Source organism: Mesorhizobium sp. M0119 (assembly GCF_040322615.1).
Classification (GTDB): Bacteria; Pseudomonadota; Alphaproteobacteria; order Rhizobiales; family Rhizobiaceae; genus Mesorhizobium.
On the sequence record NZ_JAMYTU010000025.1, the window covers coordinates 61,804 to 81,462 of the forward strand.

At 63.3% G+C, this 19,659-nt stretch carries 21 protein-coding genes; 10 read left to right on the forward strand and 11 right to left on the reverse strand.

Going from position 1 to position 19,659, the window contains the following annotated elements:
- Positions 1-18: 18 nt before the first annotated feature.
- From NKJ40_RS21695 to NKJ40_RS21705, 3 genes are read right to left on the reverse strand one after another with little or no spacing between them, the layout of a single operon-like run.
- Positions 19-984 (reverse strand): substrate-binding domain-containing protein, encoded by a 966-nt coding sequence (locus NKJ40_RS21695; RefSeq protein ID WP_352467811.1) that lies wholly within the window; start codon positions 982-984, stop codon positions 19-21.
- The gene (locus NKJ40_RS21700; protein WP_023718176.1) at positions 981-2,294 is read right to left on the reverse strand and encodes an ABC transporter permease; all 1,314 of its coding nucleotides are present in this window, start codon (positions 2,292-2,294) and stop codon (positions 981-983) included. The genes NKJ40_RS21695 and NKJ40_RS21700 overlap by 4 nt, the downstream gene beginning before the upstream one ends.
- Positions 2,291-3,874: a sugar ABC transporter ATP-binding protein gene (locus tag NKJ40_RS21705; protein WP_352467812.1), complete on the reverse strand. Its 1,584-nt coding sequence runs from the start codon at positions 3,872-3,874 to the stop codon at positions 2,291-2,293. Before NKJ40_RS21705 ends, NKJ40_RS21700 begins: the two co-directional genes overlap by 4 nt.
- A 217-nt stretch (positions 3,875-4,091) precedes the next feature.
- Here NKJ40_RS21705 and NKJ40_RS21710 point away from each other — a divergent pair, with 217 nt between their 5' ends.
- Entirely contained in the window at positions 4,092-5,111 is a 1,020-nt protein-coding gene (locus tag NKJ40_RS21710; RefSeq protein ID WP_352467813.1) for a LacI family DNA-binding transcriptional regulator, read from the forward strand.
- Positions 5,112-5,358: 247 nt separating this feature from the next.
- A complete protein-coding gene (locus tag NKJ40_RS21715; RefSeq protein WP_352467814.1) occupies positions 5,359-5,982 on the forward strand; it encodes a L,D-transpeptidase in 624 nt (207 codons plus the stop codon).
- A 159-nt stretch (positions 5,983-6,141) separates the two neighbouring features.
- On the opposite strand, the gene NKJ40_RS21720 is transcribed toward NKJ40_RS21715, so the two are convergent.
- From NKJ40_RS21720 to NKJ40_RS21730, 3 genes are all read right to left on the reverse strand, one after another.
- The gene (locus tag NKJ40_RS21720; protein ID WP_352467815.1) at positions 6,142-7,143 is read right to left on the reverse strand and encodes an LLM class flavin-dependent oxidoreductase; all 1,002 of its coding nucleotides are present in this window, start codon (positions 7,141-7,143) and stop codon (positions 6,142-6,144) included.
- A gap of 157 nt (positions 7,144-7,300) precedes the next feature.
- A complete protein-coding gene (locus tag NKJ40_RS21725) occupies positions 7,301-8,461 on the reverse strand; it encodes an AI-2E family transporter (RefSeq protein ID WP_352467816.1) in 1,161 nt (386 codons plus the stop codon).
- 118 nt (positions 8,462-8,579) lie between these two features.
- Positions 8,580-9,641, reverse strand: coding sequence for an LLM class flavin-dependent oxidoreductase (locus NKJ40_RS21730; protein WP_352467817.1), 1,062 nt, complete (start codon positions 9,639-9,641; stop codon positions 8,580-8,582).
- Positions 9,642-9,871: 230 nt separating this feature from the next.
- Here NKJ40_RS21730 and NKJ40_RS21735 point away from each other — a divergent pair, with 230 nt between their 5' ends.
- Positions 9,872-10,300, forward strand: a complete 429-nt coding sequence (locus NKJ40_RS21735) for a DUF6481 family protein (protein ID WP_023718183.1) — start codon at positions 9,872-9,874, stop codon at positions 10,298-10,300.
- Between the two features lie 82 nt (positions 10,301-10,382).
- Here the strand turns inward: NKJ40_RS21735 and NKJ40_RS21740 are convergent, their stop codons facing one another.
- Together NKJ40_RS21740 and NKJ40_RS21745 are read right to left on the reverse strand one after the other, a co-directional pair.
- Entirely contained in the window at positions 10,383-10,691 is a 309-nt protein-coding gene (locus NKJ40_RS21740; protein ID WP_352467818.1) for a DMT family transporter, read from the reverse strand.
- A gap of 158 nt (positions 10,692-10,849) precedes the next feature.
- Positions 10,850-10,975 carry a hypothetical protein gene (locus NKJ40_RS21745; protein ID WP_013528464.1) on the reverse strand — a complete coding sequence of 42 codons (126 nt, stop codon included), beginning with the start codon at positions 10,973-10,975 and terminating at the stop codon, positions 10,850-10,852.
- A 215-nt stretch (positions 10,976-11,190) separates the two neighbouring features.
- Here NKJ40_RS21745 and NKJ40_RS21750 point away from each other — a divergent pair, with 215 nt between their 5' ends.
- The 3 genes from NKJ40_RS21750 (at position 11,191) to NKJ40_RS21760 (ending at position 13,560) form a co-directional block, all read left to right on the forward strand.
- Entirely contained in the window at positions 11,191-12,000 is an 810-nt protein-coding gene (locus NKJ40_RS21750) for a transglutaminase-like domain-containing protein (protein ID WP_352467819.1), read from the forward strand.
- Between the two features lie 125 nt (positions 12,001-12,125).
- Positions 12,126-13,088, forward strand: a complete 963-nt coding sequence (locus tag NKJ40_RS21755) for a cation diffusion facilitator family transporter (protein WP_352467820.1) — start codon at positions 12,126-12,128, stop codon at positions 13,086-13,088.
- 67 nt (positions 13,089-13,155) lie between these two features.
- On the forward strand, positions 13,156-13,560 hold the full coding sequence (locus NKJ40_RS21760; RefSeq protein WP_352467821.1) for a GFA family protein: 405 nt from the start codon (positions 13,156-13,158) through the stop codon (positions 13,558-13,560).
- A 45-nt stretch (positions 13,561-13,605) separates the two neighbouring features.
- Here NKJ40_RS21760 and NKJ40_RS21765 read toward each other — a convergent pair whose 3' ends face one another.
- Positions 13,606-14,868, reverse strand: a complete 1,263-nt coding sequence (locus NKJ40_RS21765; protein WP_352467822.1) for a DNA recombination protein RmuC — start codon at positions 14,866-14,868, stop codon at positions 13,606-13,608.
- A gap of 103 nt (positions 14,869-14,971) precedes the next feature.
- Here NKJ40_RS21765 and def point away from each other — a divergent pair, with 103 nt between their 5' ends.
- The 4 genes from def to truA are packed head-to-tail and all read left to right on the forward strand — an operon-like array spanning position 14,972 to position 17,728.
- A complete protein-coding gene (def, locus tag NKJ40_RS21770) occupies positions 14,972-15,502 on the forward strand; it encodes a peptide deformylase (RefSeq protein WP_352467823.1) in 531 nt (176 codons plus the stop codon).
- A gap of 16 nt (positions 15,503-15,518) precedes the next feature.
- Entirely contained in the window at positions 15,519-16,448 is a 930-nt protein-coding gene (fmt, locus tag NKJ40_RS21775) for a methionyl-tRNA formyltransferase (protein ID WP_352467830.1), read from the forward strand.
- Positions 16,445-16,954: a GNAT family N-acetyltransferase gene (locus NKJ40_RS21780; protein ID WP_352467824.1), complete on the forward strand. Its 510-nt coding sequence runs from the start codon at positions 16,445-16,447 to the stop codon at positions 16,952-16,954. Before fmt ends, NKJ40_RS21780 begins: the two co-directional genes overlap by 4 nt.
- A gap of 18 nt (positions 16,955-16,972) precedes the next feature.
- Positions 16,973-17,728 carry a tRNA pseudouridine(38-40) synthase TruA gene (gene truA, locus NKJ40_RS21785; protein WP_352467825.1) on the forward strand — a complete coding sequence of 252 codons (756 nt, stop codon included), beginning with the start codon at positions 16,973-16,975 and terminating at the stop codon, positions 17,726-17,728.
- Here truA and NKJ40_RS21790 read toward each other — a convergent pair.
- Complete coding sequence (locus tag NKJ40_RS21790) at positions 17,710-18,318, reverse strand: transporter (protein ID WP_254815875.1); 609 nt, start codon at positions 18,316-18,318, stop codon at positions 17,710-17,712. The genes truA and NKJ40_RS21790 overlap by 19 nt on opposite strands.
- Positions 18,319-18,320: 2 nt before the next feature.
- Positions 18,321-19,520 (reverse strand): succinyl-diaminopimelate desuccinylase, encoded by a 1,200-nt coding sequence (gene dapE, locus NKJ40_RS21795; RefSeq protein ID WP_352467826.1) that lies wholly within the window; start codon positions 19,518-19,520, stop codon positions 18,321-18,323.
- Positions 19,521-19,659 lie beyond the last annotated feature (139 nt).

The window sequence follows — 19,659 nt, forward strand, 5'->3', positions numbered from 1 at the left end:
CGGCAGGAAAGCCTCCTCTCAGAGGCCGTTGTCCTTCAGGATCTGGGCGGCATTTTCCTTGGTGATCTTCTGCGTCGGCAGGGTGATGGTCTTTTCCACCTTCTCCCCGTTCAGGAACTTGATCGCCTGCCGCAGCCCTTCGGCGCCCGGCGTCACATAAGTGAACGTCGCCGTCAGCTCGCCATTGGCGACCAGCTGCACGCCTTCATTGGGCAGGCCGTCGATGCCGATGAACTTGATGTCCTTCTCACGTCCGGCGTCCTTGGCGGCAAGATAGGCGCCATAGGCCATCGGATCATTGTGGCCGTAGACAAGATCGATCTTCTCGTTGTTGCGCAACGCGGTCGCCATGATGTTGTAGGCCTGGTCCTGCTTCCAGTCGCCCGACTGCTGGTCGAGCAGGTATTTTATGCCCGGCTCCTTGTCGGTGAATTCATGGAAGCCGTCATGGCGATCGTGTGCCGGCTGGGTGCCCATGCCGCCCCAGATCTCGACGACGTTGCCGGCGGCCTTGCCCTTGCCGCCAAGCAGCTCCACGGCATATTCACCGGCAGCCCGGCCGATCAGCTTGTTGTCGCCGCCGACGAACTGCGTGTAGTCATTGGTTTCGACGTTGCGGTCGAGCACGAAGACCGGGATCTTGGCATCGATCGCCTGCTGCACGACACCCGTCAGGCCGGCGGATTCTTTCGGTGACACCAAGAGCGCATCGACCTCCTGACGGATCAGGTTTTCGACATCGGCGACCTGCTTCTCGGTCTTGTCCTCGCCGTCGGTGATGATCAGCTCGACTTCCGGATGCTTGGCCGCTTCGGCCAGGATGTCCTTGTTGAACTGGGCGCGCCAGGGTTCGATGGTCGTCACCTGCGAGAAGCCGATCTTCCACTTCTTGTCCTGCGCATGGGCACCGCCGGCAAGCATGGCGGTCGTGGTCAGGAGTGCCGCTGTCAGCCCGGCGAGCTTCAACAATTCACGTCGTTTCATTTCTTGTTTCCTCCAATATTCAGAGACGCGGTCTCTTGCGACGGCCGCTTTGCCGCGGCCGTTTCCTTGTGCGCTTGCCCACCGGGCAGTCGCAGATAGAAGAGAAGATCACCGGCATTGCGCTCCTGTACGAGCACGGTACCGATGATGATCATCCCCTTCAGCACCAGCTGAAGGTTCGAATTGATGTTGTGCAGCTGCAGGATGTTGGAGAGCAGCCCGAAGATCAGCACTCCGCAGAACGTCCCGGTGAGGCTGCCGCGTCCGCCCATCAGGCTGGTGCCGCCGATGACTACGGCGGCAATCGCGTCGAGCTCCAGCCCGGCGCCGGCGTCCGGCTTGCCTTGCCGGTACTGCGCGACGTAGAGCACCGCCGCGATGCCGGCCAGCAGCCCTGAAACCGCGTAGGTGGCGATCTTGACCCGGCCAGCGGCGATGCCCGACAGCCGCGCGGCCTCCTCATTGCCGCCGATTGCGTAGACATAGCGGCCGAACGGGGTGAAGCGCAGCACGGCGCCGTAGATCAGGATGGCGCCGAGGAAGAATAGGCCCGGCATCGGGATCACGCCGAACACCAGCGAGCGCAGCATTTCGAAATCGGCGGTGGCGTTCGACCCGGTATAGACCGGCAGCACCGCGTTGTTCTGGCCGGCTGTCAGCCGGGCGATGCCGAGCGCAGTAACCATCATCGCCAGCGTCACGATGAAGGGCTGCAGCCGCCCGGCGACGATGATGAAGCCATTGAGCGCGCCGAACAGCAGGCCGACGCAAGGCGCCACCAGCAACACGCCGAGCACGCCGAATTTTGAGCCTACCTGCGGCAGCAGGAACCACAGCACCAGGCTGCACAGGATCACCCCGACAATGCCGGGCGTCACCAGCCCGCGGACGCTGTCCAACCTGATGTCGTGCGTGGCCTGCGCGCCGGCGCGGGATTTTTCGATGTTCAGCAGGATGAAACGAGTGACGAGAATGCCGAGGCAAAGGGCTGCCACGGCAACTGTCGGCACCCCCAGCACCACGGCCGGCGTCACGCCGGGCACCGTCAGCAGCATGGCACAGACGACCGTGCAGATCGCCATCAGCGAGCCGACGGAAAGGTCGATACCGCCGGTGATGATCACCGCCGTCATGCCGGTGGCAATGAGTCCGGTGGTCGACACCTGGCGCAGCACATCGAGCAGGTTGCCGTAGGACAGGAAAATGTTGTTGCCCTTGGAGCTGATGGGCGAGCCGAGCACGCCGATCAGGAAAATGGCGATCAGGCCCCAATAGAGTTTCGTCCGGGACAGGATATGCAAAATGCTCATGCGGCAGGCCTCGTCATGGTCCGTCGCGGCGCCGCAAGTCGCATAATGGACTCCTCGTTGGCTTGCGCGCGAGACAGCATTCCCGTCTGGCGGCCGTCGGCCATGACCAGGATACGGTCGGAAAGATGCAGCAGCTCCGGCAATTCCGAGCTGATGACGGCGATCGCCAGCCCGTCTCGCGCCAGCTTGAAGATGAGATCGTAGATTTCCCGCTTGGCGCCGACATCGATGCCGCGCGTCGGCTCGTCGAGCAGCAGCACCCGCGGCCTCGTCGCCAGCCATTTGCCGATGACGACCTTCTGCTGGTTGCCGCCGGACAGCGTTCCGGCCGGCTGCTCGACGGTCTCGCAGCGAATGCCGAGCGCCTTGACGGCGTCCCGTGCCAGCCCTTGCTCACCGGCCAGCGAGCGCAGGCCGAACCGCGCCAGCGCGCCGACCAGCGGCAGCGCGACATTGTCGGTGATCGAGGCCTCGAGATGCAGGCCTTGCGTCTTGCGGTCTTCCGTGACCAGGGCGATGCCGAGCCGGCGTGCATCGCGCGGCGAACGGATTTCTACTGCCTCGCCATCGAGCCTGATCTCACCGCCGGCACGTCCGCCGCTGGACCCGAAGACCGTTTCCAGGATTTCGGTGCGGCCCGAGCCCAGCAACCCGCCGATGCCGAGGATTTCACCTGCGGCAAGATCGAAGCTGACGCCGTCCAGCACGGTGCGCCAGCCATGGCGATTGGGCTTCGACAACGACAGCTCGCTTACGGACAGGACCGTGTTGCCACCGGGGATGCGGTGCTCCTGGGAGGAAGCAAGCAGGTTTCGCCCGACCATCGCCGAAATTATGGCGTCTTCGTCGAGCTTGTCCATCGCCTGCGTCAGGACGTGGCGTCCATCGCGAAAGACCGTGACCCGGCTGGCCAGATGCATGACTTCGTCGATGCGGTGCGAAATGTAGACGATCGCCACGCCCCTATCGGCGAGCTGGCGGATGATGCGGAACAGCCGCTGGCATTCGGCCGGCGAAAGCGCCGAGGTCGGCTCGTCCATGATCAGGATGCGTGCCGACATCGACAGCGCCTTGGCGATCTCGACCAGTTGCTGTTCGCCAACGCGCAAGGCACCGACGCGCGCATCCGGATCGAGCTCGATGCCGAGCCTTTGCAACAGCGCGCCGGCGGCGCGGCTGCTCGCCTTGCGGTCGACGATCAGCCCGGCGATCAGCTTCTCGCGGCCGAGAAAGATGTTGTCGGCGACGCTGAGTTCGGGGACGAGGTTCAGCTCCTGGTGGATGATGGCGATGCCGGCGCGCTCGGCTTCGCGGACGCCGGTAAAGCGCACCGCATGGCCATCGATACTGACCGTTCCGTTATAATCCGTATAGACGCCGGACAGGATCTTCATCAGCGTCGACTTGCCGGCGCCGTTCTCGCCCATCAGCGCATGGACCTCGCCGCGCCGCAATTCGAAGCCGACATCGACAAGCGCGGCGATACCGCCGAAGGACTTGGAGATGTGCTCGGCGCTCAGCACGACAGCCGAGCCGTCCGCCATAACGCCTTGCGCAGGAATGGAATTGCCGTGCTGCATGACAAGGACGGCCTCCCTCCGTCGTCACCGAACACCTCAAACGCTAATCTAAACGTTTCGATCATGTCAAGCCAATATCTGGAGCCTGAGATTGTTCCATTTCAATTCTTGCGCAAAACCATAAGATTCCGTAGGTATTGCTGCCGCGGAGTGGTGAAACGTTTCGAAAATGACAGCATCAGGGCGAAAAAGGCAGCGTAAATCCACTGCACCGACCATGCTTCATGTGGCCGAGGCCGCGCGTGTTTCCGTGGCCACCGTATCGGCGCTGATCAACGGCACCGCGACCGTCAGCCCCGAGCTCAGCCAGCGCATCGAACAGGCGATCCGCGATATCGGCTACAAGCGCAACGCCATCGCCCGCAGCCTGAAGATGGGCACCACCCGCACCATCGGGCTCACCGTCCCCCACATCACCAATCCGTTCTTCACCGACGTGGTTTCGGTGATCCAGCAGGCTTTCGACAGAGCCGGCTACGCCGTCATGCTGTGCTGCACCGACGAGCACCTGAACACCCAGGACGACCAGATCAGGCTGCTGCTCGACCGGATGGTCGACGGACTGATCGTCGCGCGTGTCGGCGACGGCGCGATCCTCAAACGGATTGTCGACGACGCCAATGTGCCGGTCGTGCTGCTCGACCGTATTTGCCAGGGTGTCGACACCGATGCCGTCGTTCTCGACAATCAGCGCGCGGTGTTCGACGCAATCACCTACCTGATCGATCTCGGCCATCGGCGCATCGGCTATATCTCCGGCTCGTTCGATATCTCGCCGATGCATGACCGCATGGCAGGATACCGCGAAGCCCTCCAGTCCGCCGGCCTGCCGGCCGAGCCTGAGCTCGTCCGCTTCGGCAACTTCCATGAAGTCGACGGCTACAACGCCACCATGCAGTTGCTTTCGCTGCACGACCGGCCGAGCGCCATCTTTTCGGCCAACAACCCGATGGTGATCGGCACCATGAAGGCCATTCGCGATATCGGCCTGTCCTGTCCGGAGGATATTTCGGTCGCTTGCTTCGACGATTTTCCGTGGTCGGATGTGTTCCGGCCGCAATTGACCACGGTCGCACAGCCGGTGCAGGCGATTGGCGAACAGGCGGCCAATCTGCTGCTCGACCGGCTCGGCGGAAACAGGGATGCGCCGCCGCGCAAGCTGACGCTCAAGGGACGCTTGATGATCCGCAATTCATGCCGCCCGCTAGGTGCGACTGCGCAGAGCGTCAGCGCGTAGCGCTTGGGCTCTGTTCAGAATCTTTGTAATGCCGGACGGACAGCGCTCCCTCTGTCCTGCCGACCCCGGCCCTTCGCAACCGCTACGAGCGTTCGTCGTTCGAAAAACCGAGCAATTGAAGGGCGCGGCGCCGATCGAGCCAACAATCAGCCCGCCGACAAGCAGGAAAATCTTGGCAATCGAAGCATGTCGGATTAGGAATATGACGAGATGCGGCTGATCGCCTACACGGGCGCCGGCTTGAGTCATGTGCGTGAAATCGATCCTAATCGGGCTGGTACTTGCTGGGATAGTCGCATTCTTCGGCTGCACCACCGGCGGCGCATTAAGGACTTTCCCCTCGGCCTATGGCGGCCTCACCGACGCCGGTTTTCGCGTTCCGCCGGTTCCGATCTACAAGGTTGACCAAAAGTTCCATCGGCAGACAGTGCCTTATGCGACTGAAGAGGCGCCTGGCACCATCATTGTCGATACAGGAGCGAAGTTCCTCTACTACGTGTTGGGAGACGGTCAGGCGCTGCGCTACGGAATCGGCGTTGGCAAGGCGGGCTTCGAGTGGCATGGCACTGCTCACGTTGCGAGGAAGCGCGAATGGCCGGATTGGAGCGCGCCGTCTGCGATGATCGTGCGCGAGCAGAAGCGAGGCCGCATCATACCGGCTCATATGGAGGGCGGACTCATGAACCCGCTCGGGGCGCGCGCGCTCTATCTTTTCAACGAGAAAGGTGACACTGGATATCGCCTGCACGGTAGCCCTGAATGGTGGTCCATCGGCAAAGCTGTGTCGGCGGGCTGCATTCGCCTCATGAACCAGGACATCATCGATCTCTATGACCGCTCTACAATCGGCACCAAGGTGATCGTCATTTAGTGGATGCCGCGTTTCCGTCTCTAACGGACGAGCATGACGGATCGAAAACCTCCGCGTAAAACGCGCGAACTGTTCGCGATGTCTTCGCACACCTGTTCGCGATGTTCCCCTGCCTAAGGCCGGCCTTGACCGCAACAGTGCCAGGTGGCGAACCAACTCTCAGGCAGCTTCCGACAGCGATTTGTGAGCGTCGGCCAGGATCTCGAACGAGCGCACCCGCGCCGCATGGTCGAAAATCTGCGCCGTGACCATCAGTTCGTCGGCGCCGGTGCGGCCCACGAATGCCTCGATGCCTTGCCTGACCGTTTCGGGAGAGCCGACGACGGCGCAGGAAAGCGCCTGTCCGAGCATGGTCCTGGCCATCGGATCGAGGTCGCGCTCATATCCTTCGACCGGTGGCGGCAATCGGCCGGGCCGGCCGGTGCGCAGATTGACGAAGGCCTGCTGCAGCGAGGTGAACAACAGCCGCGCCTCGGCATCGGAAGGAGCGGCGAAGACATTGAGGCCGAGCATCACATAGGGCTTATCGAGCTGCTCCGAAGGCTGGAAGCGCGAGCGGTAGATCTCCAGCGCATGGTCAAGCTCGGCCGGCGCAAAATGCGAAGCAAAGGCGTAGGGCAGGCCGAGCATGGCGGCAAGCTGCGCGCCGTAGAGGCTGGAGCCCAGGATCCAGATCGGCACCTTTTCGCCTTCGCCGGGCACCGCGCGGATGCGTTGGCCGTCTTCGGCCGGCTGGAAGTAACCCATCAACTCGACGACGTCCTGCGGGAAATTGTCGGCGCCAGCGTCGAGGTTACGGCGCAGCGCTCGTGCCGTGGCCATGTCGGTGCCGGGCGCCCGGCCGAGGCCGAGATCGATCCGGCCGGGATGCAGAGCGTTGAGCGTGCCGAACTGCTCGGCGATGACCAGCGGCGAATGGTTGGGCAGCATGATGCCGCCGGCGCCGACGCGTATCGTCCTGGTGCCGCCGGCGACATGGGCAATGACCACCGAGGTGGCGGCGCTGGCGATGCCCGGCATATTGTGGTGCTCTGCCAGCCAATAGCGCCGGTAACCCAGCCGCTCGGCATGACGGGCGAGATCGAGCGAATTGGCGAGTGACTGCGAAGCGTTGCTGCCTTCGACGATCGGCGACAGGTCGAGAACGGAAAGAACGGTCATCGGCGCGGGTTTCCTGTGGGCCGAAGGGATGTAGGAAGCCGTTGCCGAGGCGGCAAATTCAAAATGTTGATGGAGCACTGCGGGCACAACGGACGTGCGGCCGATTGCAAGGTCGTGATCTGCACCAATCGGGGAACGCTTTTGACCCTTTAAGCCGCTACTTTTTCGCCTCGGGAATCTCTTCGTCCTCGAGCACCGCCGTGTGTTGCGCCGCCAGGAAATTGCCGACATAGCTGAGACCGTCGAAATGATCGCAGAACACCTTGATGACGACCAGCAGCGGCACCGCCAGCAGTGCGCCGACGAAACCCCATAGCCAGGACCAGAAGGCGATGGCGATGAGGATCGCCACGGCGTTGATCTCGAGACGGCGGCCGACCACCGTCGGCGTCACGAACTGGCCTTCGACGACATCGCACATAAGGACGAAGGCCGGCGCCAGCAGCGCATAGGAAATCGTGTCGAAGCTGATCAGCGCGATGATCGTGACCAGCGTGATGGTGGTCAGCGCCCCGATATAGGGCAGGAAATTGAGCAGAGCCGCTGCCGCGCCCCAGACCTGCGCGTTGGGCACGCCGAGCGCCCACAGGCCGAGCCCGATGACCACGCCGAGACATGTGTTGATGACCGTGACGGTAAGCAGATAATGCGAGATTTCACGTTCGACGTCGTAGACGACGCGCAGCGCCCGCTTCTTTTCGCTGAGACTAGGGAAGGACTGGACGATCTTTTCATAGAACATCGTGCCCGAGGCGAGCAGGAACAGCGACAGGACGAAGACGATGGTGACGCTGGCGCCGGCCGACAGCACATTGCCGGCGGCCTGCGAGAGAATACCGGATGGCGCCATCGCCACCCTCTGAACGCCCGGCTCCTGGGATGTCTGTGTCAGGCCTTCGACCTGGTGCGAAATCTCCACGATCCGTTCGAACGGACGGCGCAGTTGTGCCAGACGTTCGGTAAGCTGCTGGCCGATCGTCGAGGTGTTGTTGATGAGATCGATGACCGGGCCGCTGAGCAGATATCCCGCGACGGCGACGAGGCAGAACGAAAGCAGCACCAGCAGTGTCGCCGAAATGACATCGGGCATGCCATGCTTGCGCAGGAAGCGAACGATCGGCGTCAGCGTCAGCGCCAGCAGGAAAGCCAGAATGACCGGCATGAAGAAGGCGCGGGCGAAGTAAAGCGCGTAGATCGCCATGAGGATGAAGATGCCGACGAGCAGCGAACGCATCAGATGCGCATCCGCCCGCGCCTCGACGCGCGGATCCGGGCTTTCGGCAGCGCTTGCGCCCGAAGCGGCGGGTTCGGCTTTCATTCTGACCCTCGGCGGTACACCGCGATTGGTGTAGACCGTTGGCGAAAACGCCTCTGTCGCTTCAAGGTTCCGTTTGCCGGCGTCACCAGCAAGGCCGCCTCGCGGCCTTGCTGGTGAATCAGGCAACCGGCGCCGCCACGGCGGGAACGGCCTTAGCAGTTTCCCGGCGCACGATCGGCGCCACCTTGGTGCCGTAGAGTTCGATGGCCTTCATGACCTTGGCGTGCGGCATGGTGCCGATCGCCATTTGCAGCAGGAAGCGGTCGTTGCCGAATATCCTGTGCTGGGCAATGATCTTCTCGGCCACCTGTTCTGGATTGCCGACGAACAGCGCGCCGTTTGGGCCGCGCGATTGGTCGAAATGCGCCCGCGATGTCGGCCCCCAGCCGCGCTCGCGGCCGATGCGGTTCATCACCTCGGCCTGCGGCCCGTAGAAGTCGTCGGCTGCCTGGTCCGTGGTCTCGGCAATGAAGCCGTGCACGTTGAGGCTGGTGGCAAGGCTCGCCGGATCGTTGCCGGCCCGCCTGGCTGCATCCCTAAAGATGTCGAACAGCGGTGCGAACCGCGCCGGCTCGCCGCCGATGATCGCCAGCGCCAGCGGCAGCCCGAGCACGCCCGCGCGGGCAACGGATTGCGGTGTTCCACCGACGGCGATCCAGATCGGCAGTTTGTCCTGCAAGGGCCGGGGATAGACGCCGCGATCGTTGATCGGCGCGCGCAGACTGCCCGACCAGGTCACCTTGACATGATCGCGGATGGCGAGCAGCAGGTCGAGCTTCTCGGCGAAGAGCTCGTCATAATCTTCGAGATTGTAGCCGAACAGCGGAAAGGATTCGATGAACGAGCCGCGCCCGGCCATGATCTCGGCCCGGCCGCCGGACAGAAGATCGAGGGTGGCAAACTGCTGGAAGACGCGCACCGGATCATCGGAGGACAACACGGTGACAGCGCTGGTCAGCTTTATGCGCTTGGTTCGTTCGGCCGCCGCCGCCAGTGCCACCACCGGAGCGGAGGCAGCGTAGTCGGGACGGTGGTGCTCGCCGAGACCAAAGACGTCCAGCCCGACCTGGTCGGCAAGCTGGATCTCCTCGATCAGGTTGCGCAGCCGCTCATGCGCACCGATCGCACCGGGACCCGGTTCCGGGCTGACGTCGGCGAAGGTGTAGAGACCGAGTTCCATAAGTGTGTCATCCCAGCGTTTGTCTTGGCGCTACAGGTAGCGATCAGTCCGTCGCCCCGCCAGAGGCCTGGATGGTGAACAGTGCGGGTGGCTTTCAGTCGAATTCAATCGAAATGGCGTCTCCCGGTTGCAACAGATCAGAATTTCATGGCTGGCATACCGTTTTGGCGCTTGAACTCTCGGTTTTCACGCGTATGTAAGCCTCGCAAATTGACTCCAGGGAAGTGGACTTGGCTATCTACAGGGAAAAAGACGTTTTCGAGCGGCGTAATGCCGCAAACGAGGCAAAGAAGGCGCTTCTGGAGCGCTTTAAGGCAAAGCCGGCGGCAGATGATCCAGCGGTGCTGGCACGACAGGCGGAGCGCAAGGCGATCCTCGAGGCCCGCGCGATACGCGAGGCCGAAAAGGCCAGGCTGAAGCAGGAAAAGCTGGCGCGCGAAGCAGCAGAAAAGGCCGAGCGCGAGGCAGCTGCCGAAGCGGCACGCATCGCCGCGGAAGAAGCCGCACAGGCCGAAGCGAAGATCCGGGAAGCTGAAGAGAACGAGCGCATCGCCCGTTTTCTTGCCGACGAGGCCGAACGCAAGGCCAAGCGTGATGCGCGCTATGCCGCGCGCAAGCAGCGCACTGGCAGGACGCCGCCCGGCTTCTCCGCCCGATAGCGCCTTCCGGCGCTGATCAGCCGAATTCAAGAATCAGGGCCGCCTTGCAGCGGCCCCGAACGCGTTCGTCTGTCAGAATCGGCTAAGCCGCGAGCTTCAGTCCCATGATGCCGCAGACGATGAGCGCGATGCAGGCCAGCCTGATCGCCGTCGCCGGTTCCCCGAGCAGCCATATCCCCAACAGCGCCGTGCTGACGGTGCCGATGCCGGTCCACACCGCATAAGCGGTGCCGACCGGCAATGCCTTCAGCGCCAGGCCGAGCAAGGTCAGGCTGACGATCATCGAGGCTACCGTCAGGCCGGTCGGCAGCGGCTTCGAGAATCCGTCGGTGTATTTGAGGCCGATCGCCCAGCCGATCTCGAACAGGCCGGCGAGGAACAGGAAATCCACGACATCGGAACGCTCCGTTTCGATGGCTTCCGGCCGATTTCTTGAACGCGCAAAAACTGTCTTCGCCGCATCCATAGGGGATGCGGGTGAGCTTAATGAACAATCATACCGGCCGCGTTTGCGGCCGGTCGAAATAAACCGAAACGGTAGCTGCGGCCCTACTTGTCCTTCAGCTTCATCGCCTTCACCGGCGGTGCCTTCAGGGCCGGCGCCGGAGCGGGTTTCTTCGCGTCCTTCTTCGGCTTGCGGGCTTCCTTGCCTGCCTTCATCGCACCCTTAGCCATGATTCGTTCCTCCAGTTGATGTCTGGCGAAGTGAAACAAGAGAAAACGCTCGACTGCAAGGGGCCGCTGCCGTGCCGTCGCACTGGCCGATGGCAGTCAACCGGTTTCTAATTCCCTCGTAAACCGCAGCGGTCCGTGCCATGGTCTTCTTCGCACTGCAGCATCAGCCCTTGCGTTTCGCCGGCTGATGATCAGGCAGGCCGGTCAGGACGACAATGCGGATCCACATCGGTTGCCAGATGAGCTTCGACTTCCCGCAGGAAACACCGCTGATCGCGATGCTAAATGTCCATTATTCGCGCGCATCCGATCTTGAGCGGCCGGACTTCCTGACGTCGAACCCGCCGGTGCCGATCGAAAGCTACCGCGACAGTTTCGGCAATTGGTGCAACCGTTTCGTTGCGCCGGCCGGGCGCTTTGCGTTCGGCACGGACGCGGTGATCCGCGACCCCGGCTCCTTCGAGACGCGCGAGCTGACGGCGTGGCAGCACGAGGTGCGCGATCTGCCGTCGGAGACGCTGCTGTTCCTGCTGCCCAGCCGCTATTGCGAGAGCGACGTGCTGTCGAATGAAGCATGGCGGCTGTTCGGCAGCACCCCGCTCGGCATTCCGCGCGTCCAGGCGGTCTGCGACTTCGTCCATAACCACATCGCCTTCAACTATTTCAATGCACGCCCGACGCGCACCGCCGCCGAGGCCTATCGCGAGCAGAGTGGTGTATGCCGCGACTTTGCCCACCTCGCTGTCGCCTTCTGCCGCGCCCTGAACATTCCGACCCGCTACTGCACCGGTTATATCAGTGATATCGGCCTGCCAAAGCCGTGGTCGGACATGGATTTCGCCGCCTGGATGGAGGTCTATCTCGGCGGCCGCTGGCACGCGTTCGACCCGCGCAACAACGCGCCGCGCATCGGCCGCATCCTGATCGCCTCCGGACGCGATGCCGCCGATGTGCCGCTGACCCACATTTTCGGGCCGGGCGCGCTGGCTGGCTTCAAGGTCTGGACGGAGGAGGTCGTCGAATAGCCCCGCGCGCTGCCCTTTTGAACAACTGACGTTGTGAACAACTGGGCGCTTCGGGCGTTGTGGGGAGCTGTGGAGCGTGGGCGGGCGCTCCGCCAATATCGGTGCATCAACCAAGGCAGCACACCATGGCGGCGCATGGCGGGTCGAAAAAAGTGATCTATGCGGCGCTCGCCGGAAATCTTGCGATCGCACTGACCAAATTCGCCGCTGCCTTGTTCACGGGCAGCTCGGCAATGCTCTCGGAGGGCGTCCACTCGCTCGTCGATACCGGCAATGGCAGCCTGCTGCTTTACGGCATGCACCGTGCCGCCCGGCCGGCCGACCGCACGCATCCGCTCGGCCATGGCCGCGAGCTGTACTTCTGGAGCTTCATCGTCGCGCTCCTCGTCTTTGCACTGGGCGCCGGCATATCGTTCTACGAAGGCGTGACGCACATCATGGCGCCGGAGCCGATCGCCAACGCCAAGGTGAACTACGCTGTCCTTGGCCTTTCCTTCCTCTTCGAAGGCACCTCTTGGCTGGTGGCGCTGAAGGAATTCCGCCACCAAAAAGGCAGCCACGGCTGGCTCAAGGCGGTGCAGCTCAGCAAGGATCCGAGTGTCTACACCGTACTCTTCGAGGACAGCGCGGCACTTCTCGGCCTCGTTGTCGCCTTCGCCGGCATATTGGCAGCGGAACGGCTGGACATGCCGAAGCTCGACGGCGCCGTGTCGATCGGCATCGCGCTCATCCTGGGCGCGACCGCGATCTTCCTGGCGCGCGAAAGCAAAAGCCTGCTGCTCGGCGAGCCGGCCTCGCCCGAGGTGCAAACAAAGGTGCTGGCCATCGTCCAGCAGGACCCGGCGGTGCAACGCGCGAATGGCGCACTGACGCTGCATATGGGTCCGCAGGAGATCGTAGCCGCTTTGAGCATCGAGTTCGAGGACCATTTGTCGGCGCCCGAGATAGAGACCTGCGTCGAGCGCCTCGAGACGCGGCTTAAGGCAGAGATGCCGGAGGTGACGCGGCTCTTCGTCAAGCCGCAGACCACCGGCACCTGGGAACGCCGGAGCAAGGCCTTGGCGGCGTCCGGAGGGGAACCGGCCTGAGGAAAATGGCTGCGCCATCGGGCAGTCCCGGTTATGATTGCGGGCAAAAGCTCCAGGAGGAACGAAGATGAAAATCGACGGCGGGTGTCATTGCGGCGCCATCACTTACGAGGCCGAAGTCGATCCGGAAAAGACCACCATTTGTCACTGCATCGATTGTCAGAAGCTAACTGGAACGGCCTTTCGCGTCACCGTGCCGGCGTCCGAGGACAATTACAGGATCACCAAGGGCACGCCGAAAATCTACATCAAGACCGGTTCGAGCGGCGCCAAGCGCGCCCAGGCATTTTGCGGTGAGTGCGGCTCGCATCTCTACGCCACGTCGGCGGGCGAGGGACCGAAGGTTTACGGCATCAGGGTCGGGACGGCACGGCAGCGCGATCAACTGGTGCCGAGAAAGCAGATCTGGCATCGCTCGGCGCTGCATTGGCTGCCGGAATTCGAAGGCACGACCATCATCGAGGAGCAGTAGCGCCAGACCCGGGCGAAGCGCTCGCCTCCGGTTCCGGCGTAGCTCTCAATCGTCGCCTTCGACGACCCTTAGCCTCAACTGCCCGGTTTTCGAATCGGCGACACGCGGGCTGCTTTCCGCTTTTGCTCCGCTGCCATTCGAACCAGCGGTGTCCTCCGCCGGCTGCACGCCAAACTCCAGCGCCTCGATCTTTTGTCCGCGCCTGGTCACCTTCGATGTCGAGACCAGGATGTCGTCGATATCCTTGGCCGATTGGCCGAAATGCGTCTGCAATTTGCGCACCCGCTCGTCGAGCCGAGAGACGTCTTCCATCAGCCGGATAACCTCGCCCTGGATCAGGTGCGCCTGCTCGCGCATGCGGGCATCCTTGAGGATCGCCTGGATGACCTGGATCGACAGCATCAAAAGCGATGGCGAGACGATGACGATCCGCGATCGATGCGCCTTCTGGACAACGGCCTCGAAATTCTCATGGATTTCGGCGAACACCGATTCCGAGGGCACGAACATGAAGGCGGTGTCCTGCGTCTCGCCCTGGATCAGGTATTTTTCGGAAATATCCCGGACATGCACCTCGATGTCGCGGCGGAAAGCCTGTGCGGCGGACTTCTGCAGGTCGGCGCCTTCGGCGGCCCGAATGGCATTCCAGGCCTCGAGCGGAAACTTTGCATCGATGGCAAGCGACGGTGCGCCGTTCGGCATCTTCACCAGGCAGTCGGGCCGGCTGCCATTCGACAAGGTCGCCTGGAATTCATAGGCGCCGTGCGGCAATCCGTCGGCGACGATGGCTTCCATGCGCGACTGGCCGAAGGCGCCGCGCGTCTGCTTGTTGGAAAGGATCGCCTGCAATTGCACGACCTGGCCGGCCAGCGACTGGATGTTGCCTTGCGCGACATCGATAATCGCCAGCCGTTCCTGCAGCTTGGCGAGGCTCTCATGCGTCGATCTCGTCTGCTCGGTCATGGTCTGGCCTAGGCGGCCGGTCATGGCATCGAGGCGCTGGCCGATCGACTGTGTCAGTTCCGCCTGGCGCGCCCCGAACACTTCTGCGATGGCGCCCATGCGGCCCTGCATTTCCGCCTGGCTTGCCAAGATGCCGGCCATCCGCACCTCGGCGTCGCGGGCGTGGTCGGCGGCTTCGGCGGCCGCCACCGCACGCGCCTTGGCCGATCGCCAGAGCGCAACGACGAGCGCCACGAACAGTCCGAGGAACAGCATTGCGCCGAAACCCAGGGCATGGCCGAGCGTGATCGTGGTGGCGCCGAGCCGGGCGACAGGTTCGGACAGGATGGTGGCCAGATCGTTCATGCCGACAGCATAGATGATTCGGTCTACCGGCACAGATCAAAACGTGAACGACCCGAAGGCGCCCCGGTTGACGCTTTTCCTGCGAGGTCTTAGGTGAGACGCCATGTCGATCAAGCCGCTTATCATCCTCCCCGATCCCGTCCTGCGCCAGGTTTCAAAACCGGTCGAGCGTGTCGACGGCGACTTGCGCAAACTGGCCGGCGACATGCTGGACACCATGTATGACGCGCCCGGCATTGGCCTCGCTGCGATCCAGGTCGGCGAACCCTTGCGCATGCTGGTCATCGACCTCGCCAAAGAGGACGAAACGCCGGCACCGCACGTCTTCATCAATCCCGAAATCCTCGAAAGCTCCGACCAGCATTCGGTCTATGAGGAAGGCTGCCTGTCGATCCCGGACTACTACGCCGAGGTCGAGCGGCCGGCGGCGGTGCGGGTGAAGTATCTCGATCGCGACGGCAAGCTGCAGGAGATCGAGGCCGAAGGGCTGATGGCGACCTGCCTGCAGCACGAGATCGACCATCTCAACGGCGTGCTGTTCATCGACCACATCTCAAAACTAAAGCGCGACATGGTGGTCAAGAAGTTCAAAAAGCTCGCCAGGGACAAGGCGCCGGGCAAGATGGTGGGATAGGGGTCGACGAATGCCCCTGCGTGTCATCTTCATGGGTACTCCTGAATTCTCCGTGCCGACCTTGCGGGCGATTGCCGGGGCCGGGCATGAATTGGCAGCCGTCTACACGCAGCCGCCGCGCGCCGGCGGCCGGCGCGGGCTCAAGCTGACGCCATCGCCGGTGCAGCGCGAGGCGGATCGGTTGGGCGTCGAGGTTCGCACGCCGGTGTCGCTGAAGAGCGAGGCGGAGCAGGAAGCGTTCCGCGCCTTGGGTGCCGACGTCGCCGTGGTCGTCGCCTACGGGCTGCTTCTGCCCAAACCCATTCTCGAGGCGCCGCGGCTCGGTTGCCTCAACGGTCACGCATCGCTGTTGCCGCGCTGGCGCGGCGCTGCCCCTATCCAGCGCGCCATCATGGCCGGCGATACCGAGACGGGCATGATGGTGATGCGGATGGAGGAAGGCCTCGACACCGGGCCGGTGGCAATGGTTGAAAAATGCGCCGTTGGACCCGACATGACGGCCGGCGATCTGCACGACCGGCTGATGGTGTTGGGTGCGGCTCTGATGGTGCAGGCGCTCGAACGGCTGGAACGGAATACGCTGACATTTACCACACAGGCCGAGGTGGGGGTGACCTACGCCAAGAAAATCGATAAATCGGAGACTCGCATAGACTGGCTGCGACCTGCCGGCGACGTGCACAACCAGATTCGCGGCCTGTCGCCCTTTCCCGGTGCATGGTGCGAGGCCGAAATCGGCGGCCGCATGGAGCGGCTGAAACTGCTTCGCTCGACGCTCTTGCAAGGCGCCGGCGAACCGGGAGGAATTCTCGACGATCGGCTGACGGTCGCCTGCGGGTCAGGCGCGATCAGGCTGGTCGAAGTTCAACGTGCGGGCGGAAGGCCCATTGCCGCGCAGGAGTTTCTGCGCGGGGCCAAGCTCGAAAAAGGAATGAAATTGTCATGAGCATGATGTCCATACGCGCGGCGACGCCGCGGGACCGCGAGGCGATCCGCCTTGTCGAAGAACACGCATTCGGCCAGCAGGCGGAGGCCGGACTGGTCGACGCGCTGGTCACCGGCGGTGATGCCGTCGTCGAACTGGTGGCGGACGAAGACGGGCAAGTGGTCGGCCATATCCTGTTTTCACGGCTCTTCGTGCAGAATGGCGGCAAGAGCTTCCCGGCGGTTGCTTTGGCGCCTCTGGCGGTCGAGCCGTCGTTCCACGGCACCGGCATCGGCGGTGCGCTGGTCCGCGAGGCGCATATCCGCCTGAAGGCTGCTGGCGAGACGCTCGCCGTGGTGCTCGGCGATCCGGCTTACTATGGACGTTTCGGCTACAGCCGCGCCCGTGCAGCGAAATTCGAGAGCGAGTATCAAAGCGAGGCTCTGCAGGCGCTTGCCTGGGGCGAGGCGCCGGAGACCGGCAGGCTGGTCTACGCCTCGGCCTTCGGCTCAGCCCTCGCCGCCTGATTTCGCCTCGATCCGGGAATGCCGCGTTTTCGCCTCGACATCGAATATGACGGCAGTCTCTTCGCCGGCTGGCAGCGCCAGGCCAACCAGCCTTCGGTGCAGCAGGCGATCGAGCAGGCGATCGAGAAGTTCTGTGGTGAGCAGGTTTCGCTTCGCGCCGCCGGCCGCACCGATGCCGGCGTCCATGCGGCCGCTCAGGTGGCGCATGTCGATCTGATCAAGGCATGGCCCGGCGACAAGGTGCGCGACGCCGTCAACGCGCATCTGCAAGCGGCCAAGGTGCGCATCGCCATCCTGAAGGCCGCCGTCGTGCCGGATAGCTTCGATGCGCGTTTCTCGGCGATCGGCCGCCATTACCTCTACCGCATCGTCAACCGCCGCGCGCCGGCGGCGCTCGACAAGGGCAGGATCTGGTGGGTACCGAAGCAGCTCGATGCCGGTGCCATGCACGAAGCGGCAAAGGTGCTGCTTGGCCGGCATGATTTCACCACCTTTCGCTCGACCCAGTGCCAGGCCACCAGCCCGGTCCGCACGCTCGACCGGCTGGATGTCAGCCGGGCGGGCGATTTCATCGAAGTCCGCGCTTCGGCGCGGTCATTCCTGCACAACCAGGTGCGCTCGATGGTCGGCTCGCTCAAACGTGTCGGCGAAGGCGGCTGGACCATTGCCGACCTCAAGGCGGCGCTCGAGGCGCGCGACCGTGCGGCCTGCGGTCAGGTGGCGCCGCCCGACGGGCTGTTTCTCGTCGGCGTCGATTATCCTACGCCTGGCTGATCCGGCACGCTGATACCGAGCAGCGCCTGCAGGCCGAACAGGACGATCAGCGACGCCACGAACATACCGGCAAAAACAGCGCTGCCGACAGCCGCACCCCTGCCGATCGCGACGTTGGTCATCCGCCAGGTCAATACCATCGACAGCGCGAACAGCAGCAGCGACACCAGTCCGGAGACTTCGTTGGCCGACGTCAGGAAAAGCCGGATCAACGCTGATGGCAGCATCATCCAGGCGATGATCGCCGAGGCCCAGTTGCTGGCCACGACATAATGGACGAAACGGCCGCCGACGCCGACCCGCGGCGCCACCAGGGCGAGGCCTATGAGCGGCAGCACCCAGGCGCCGATATCGACAGTGGCCAGGCGGATCAACATGCTGAAACGGCCGACGAATGCGTTGGGATCGCCGATCTCGTTGGCAATACCGACCCAGCCGACGATCAGTGCCGGCGCCGCGACGACGATGGCAAAAAAGGAGTTCCAGAAACCGTCCGCCGAAAGGTCGAGCAGGCGAAATCCGTCGGCCTTGCCGAGCATCAGCCGCCAGGCGCCGGCAAGCGAAGCGTAGGTTTCATCCGCGGAAAGCATCACTAGGATATGTCCTGCGCAAACCAGTCTTCAACGAAGCGCAGATAAATCTGCGTCAGCGTCTCGAGGTCGGCAATCGCCACGCGTTCGTCGACCATGTGCATGGTCTTGCCGACAAGGCCGAATTCGACCACCGGACAATAATCCTTGATGAAGCGGGCATCGGAGGTGCCGCCGGAGGTGGAGAGCACCGGCTTCCTGCCGGTCACCGCCTTGACGGAACCGCCAAGCGTCTCGATCAACCTGTCGTCGCGTGTCAGGAAAACATGGCTCGGCCCGTCGCGCCAAGCGATCTCGTAGTCGACCGGCGTCTTCTTGCCGGCGCGGTATTTCTTGCGTTTCGCCGCCCGGTCGAGGCGATTGTGGATCTCGGCCTGGATCGTCTCGGCGGTCCATGTGTCGTTGAAGCGGATATTGAAGGTAGCCGCCGCCTTCGCCGGGATGACGTTGGTGGCAGGACTGCCGACATCGATGGAGGTCACCTCAAGATTGGTCGGCTGGAAATCCCTTGTTCCGTTGTCGAAGACGGGGTGCAGCAAGGCGTCGACCAGCGTCACCAGGCCGCGCACCGGATTGTCGGCTAGCTGCGGATAGGCGGCGTGGCCCTGGCGGCCGTTGACGACGACCGTGCCCGACAGCGAGCCGCGCCGGCCGATCTTGATCATGTCGCCGAGCGCGTCGGGATTGGTCGGCTCGCCGACGATCGCAGCATGCCATTTCTCACCCTTGGCAGCCGCCCATTCGAGTAGTTTCGTCGTGCCGTTGATCGCCGGCCCTTCCTCATCGCCGGTTATCAGCAGCGAGACCGACCCCTTCGGGCCGCCCTTCTGCGCGATATGTCGCGCTACCGCCGCGACGAAACAAGCAATGCCGCCCTTCATGTCGACGGCGCCGCGGCCGAACATCTCGCCATTGGCAATCTCGGCGGCAAAGGGCGGATGCGTCCAGGCTGTTTCATCGCCCACCGGCACCACATCGGTATGGCCGGCAAACATCAGATGCGGGCCGTTGCCGGAACGCCGCGCGTAAAGGTTCTCGATGTCAGGTGTGCCGGATTCGGAAAACACCGGGCGCTCGACGGCAAAGCCGAGCGGCTTCAACATTTCTTCCAGCGCGCTCAGCGCACCGCCTTCGGCGGGCGTCACGGAAGCGCAGCGGATGAGAGCAGCCAGATTTCTGGTCGGATCGGTAGGCAGCGTCATGGGCAAAAGCGATAGTCGAAAGCGCAAGGCCTGTCACGGCCAGACCTAGAGCGGTTCCCCCTTTGACGGAATCAAAGGGGATTCCAGATTTATCTGTTTTGTGATTCAAGATGCTGGCTGGAGTGGAGGCCAGCATCGG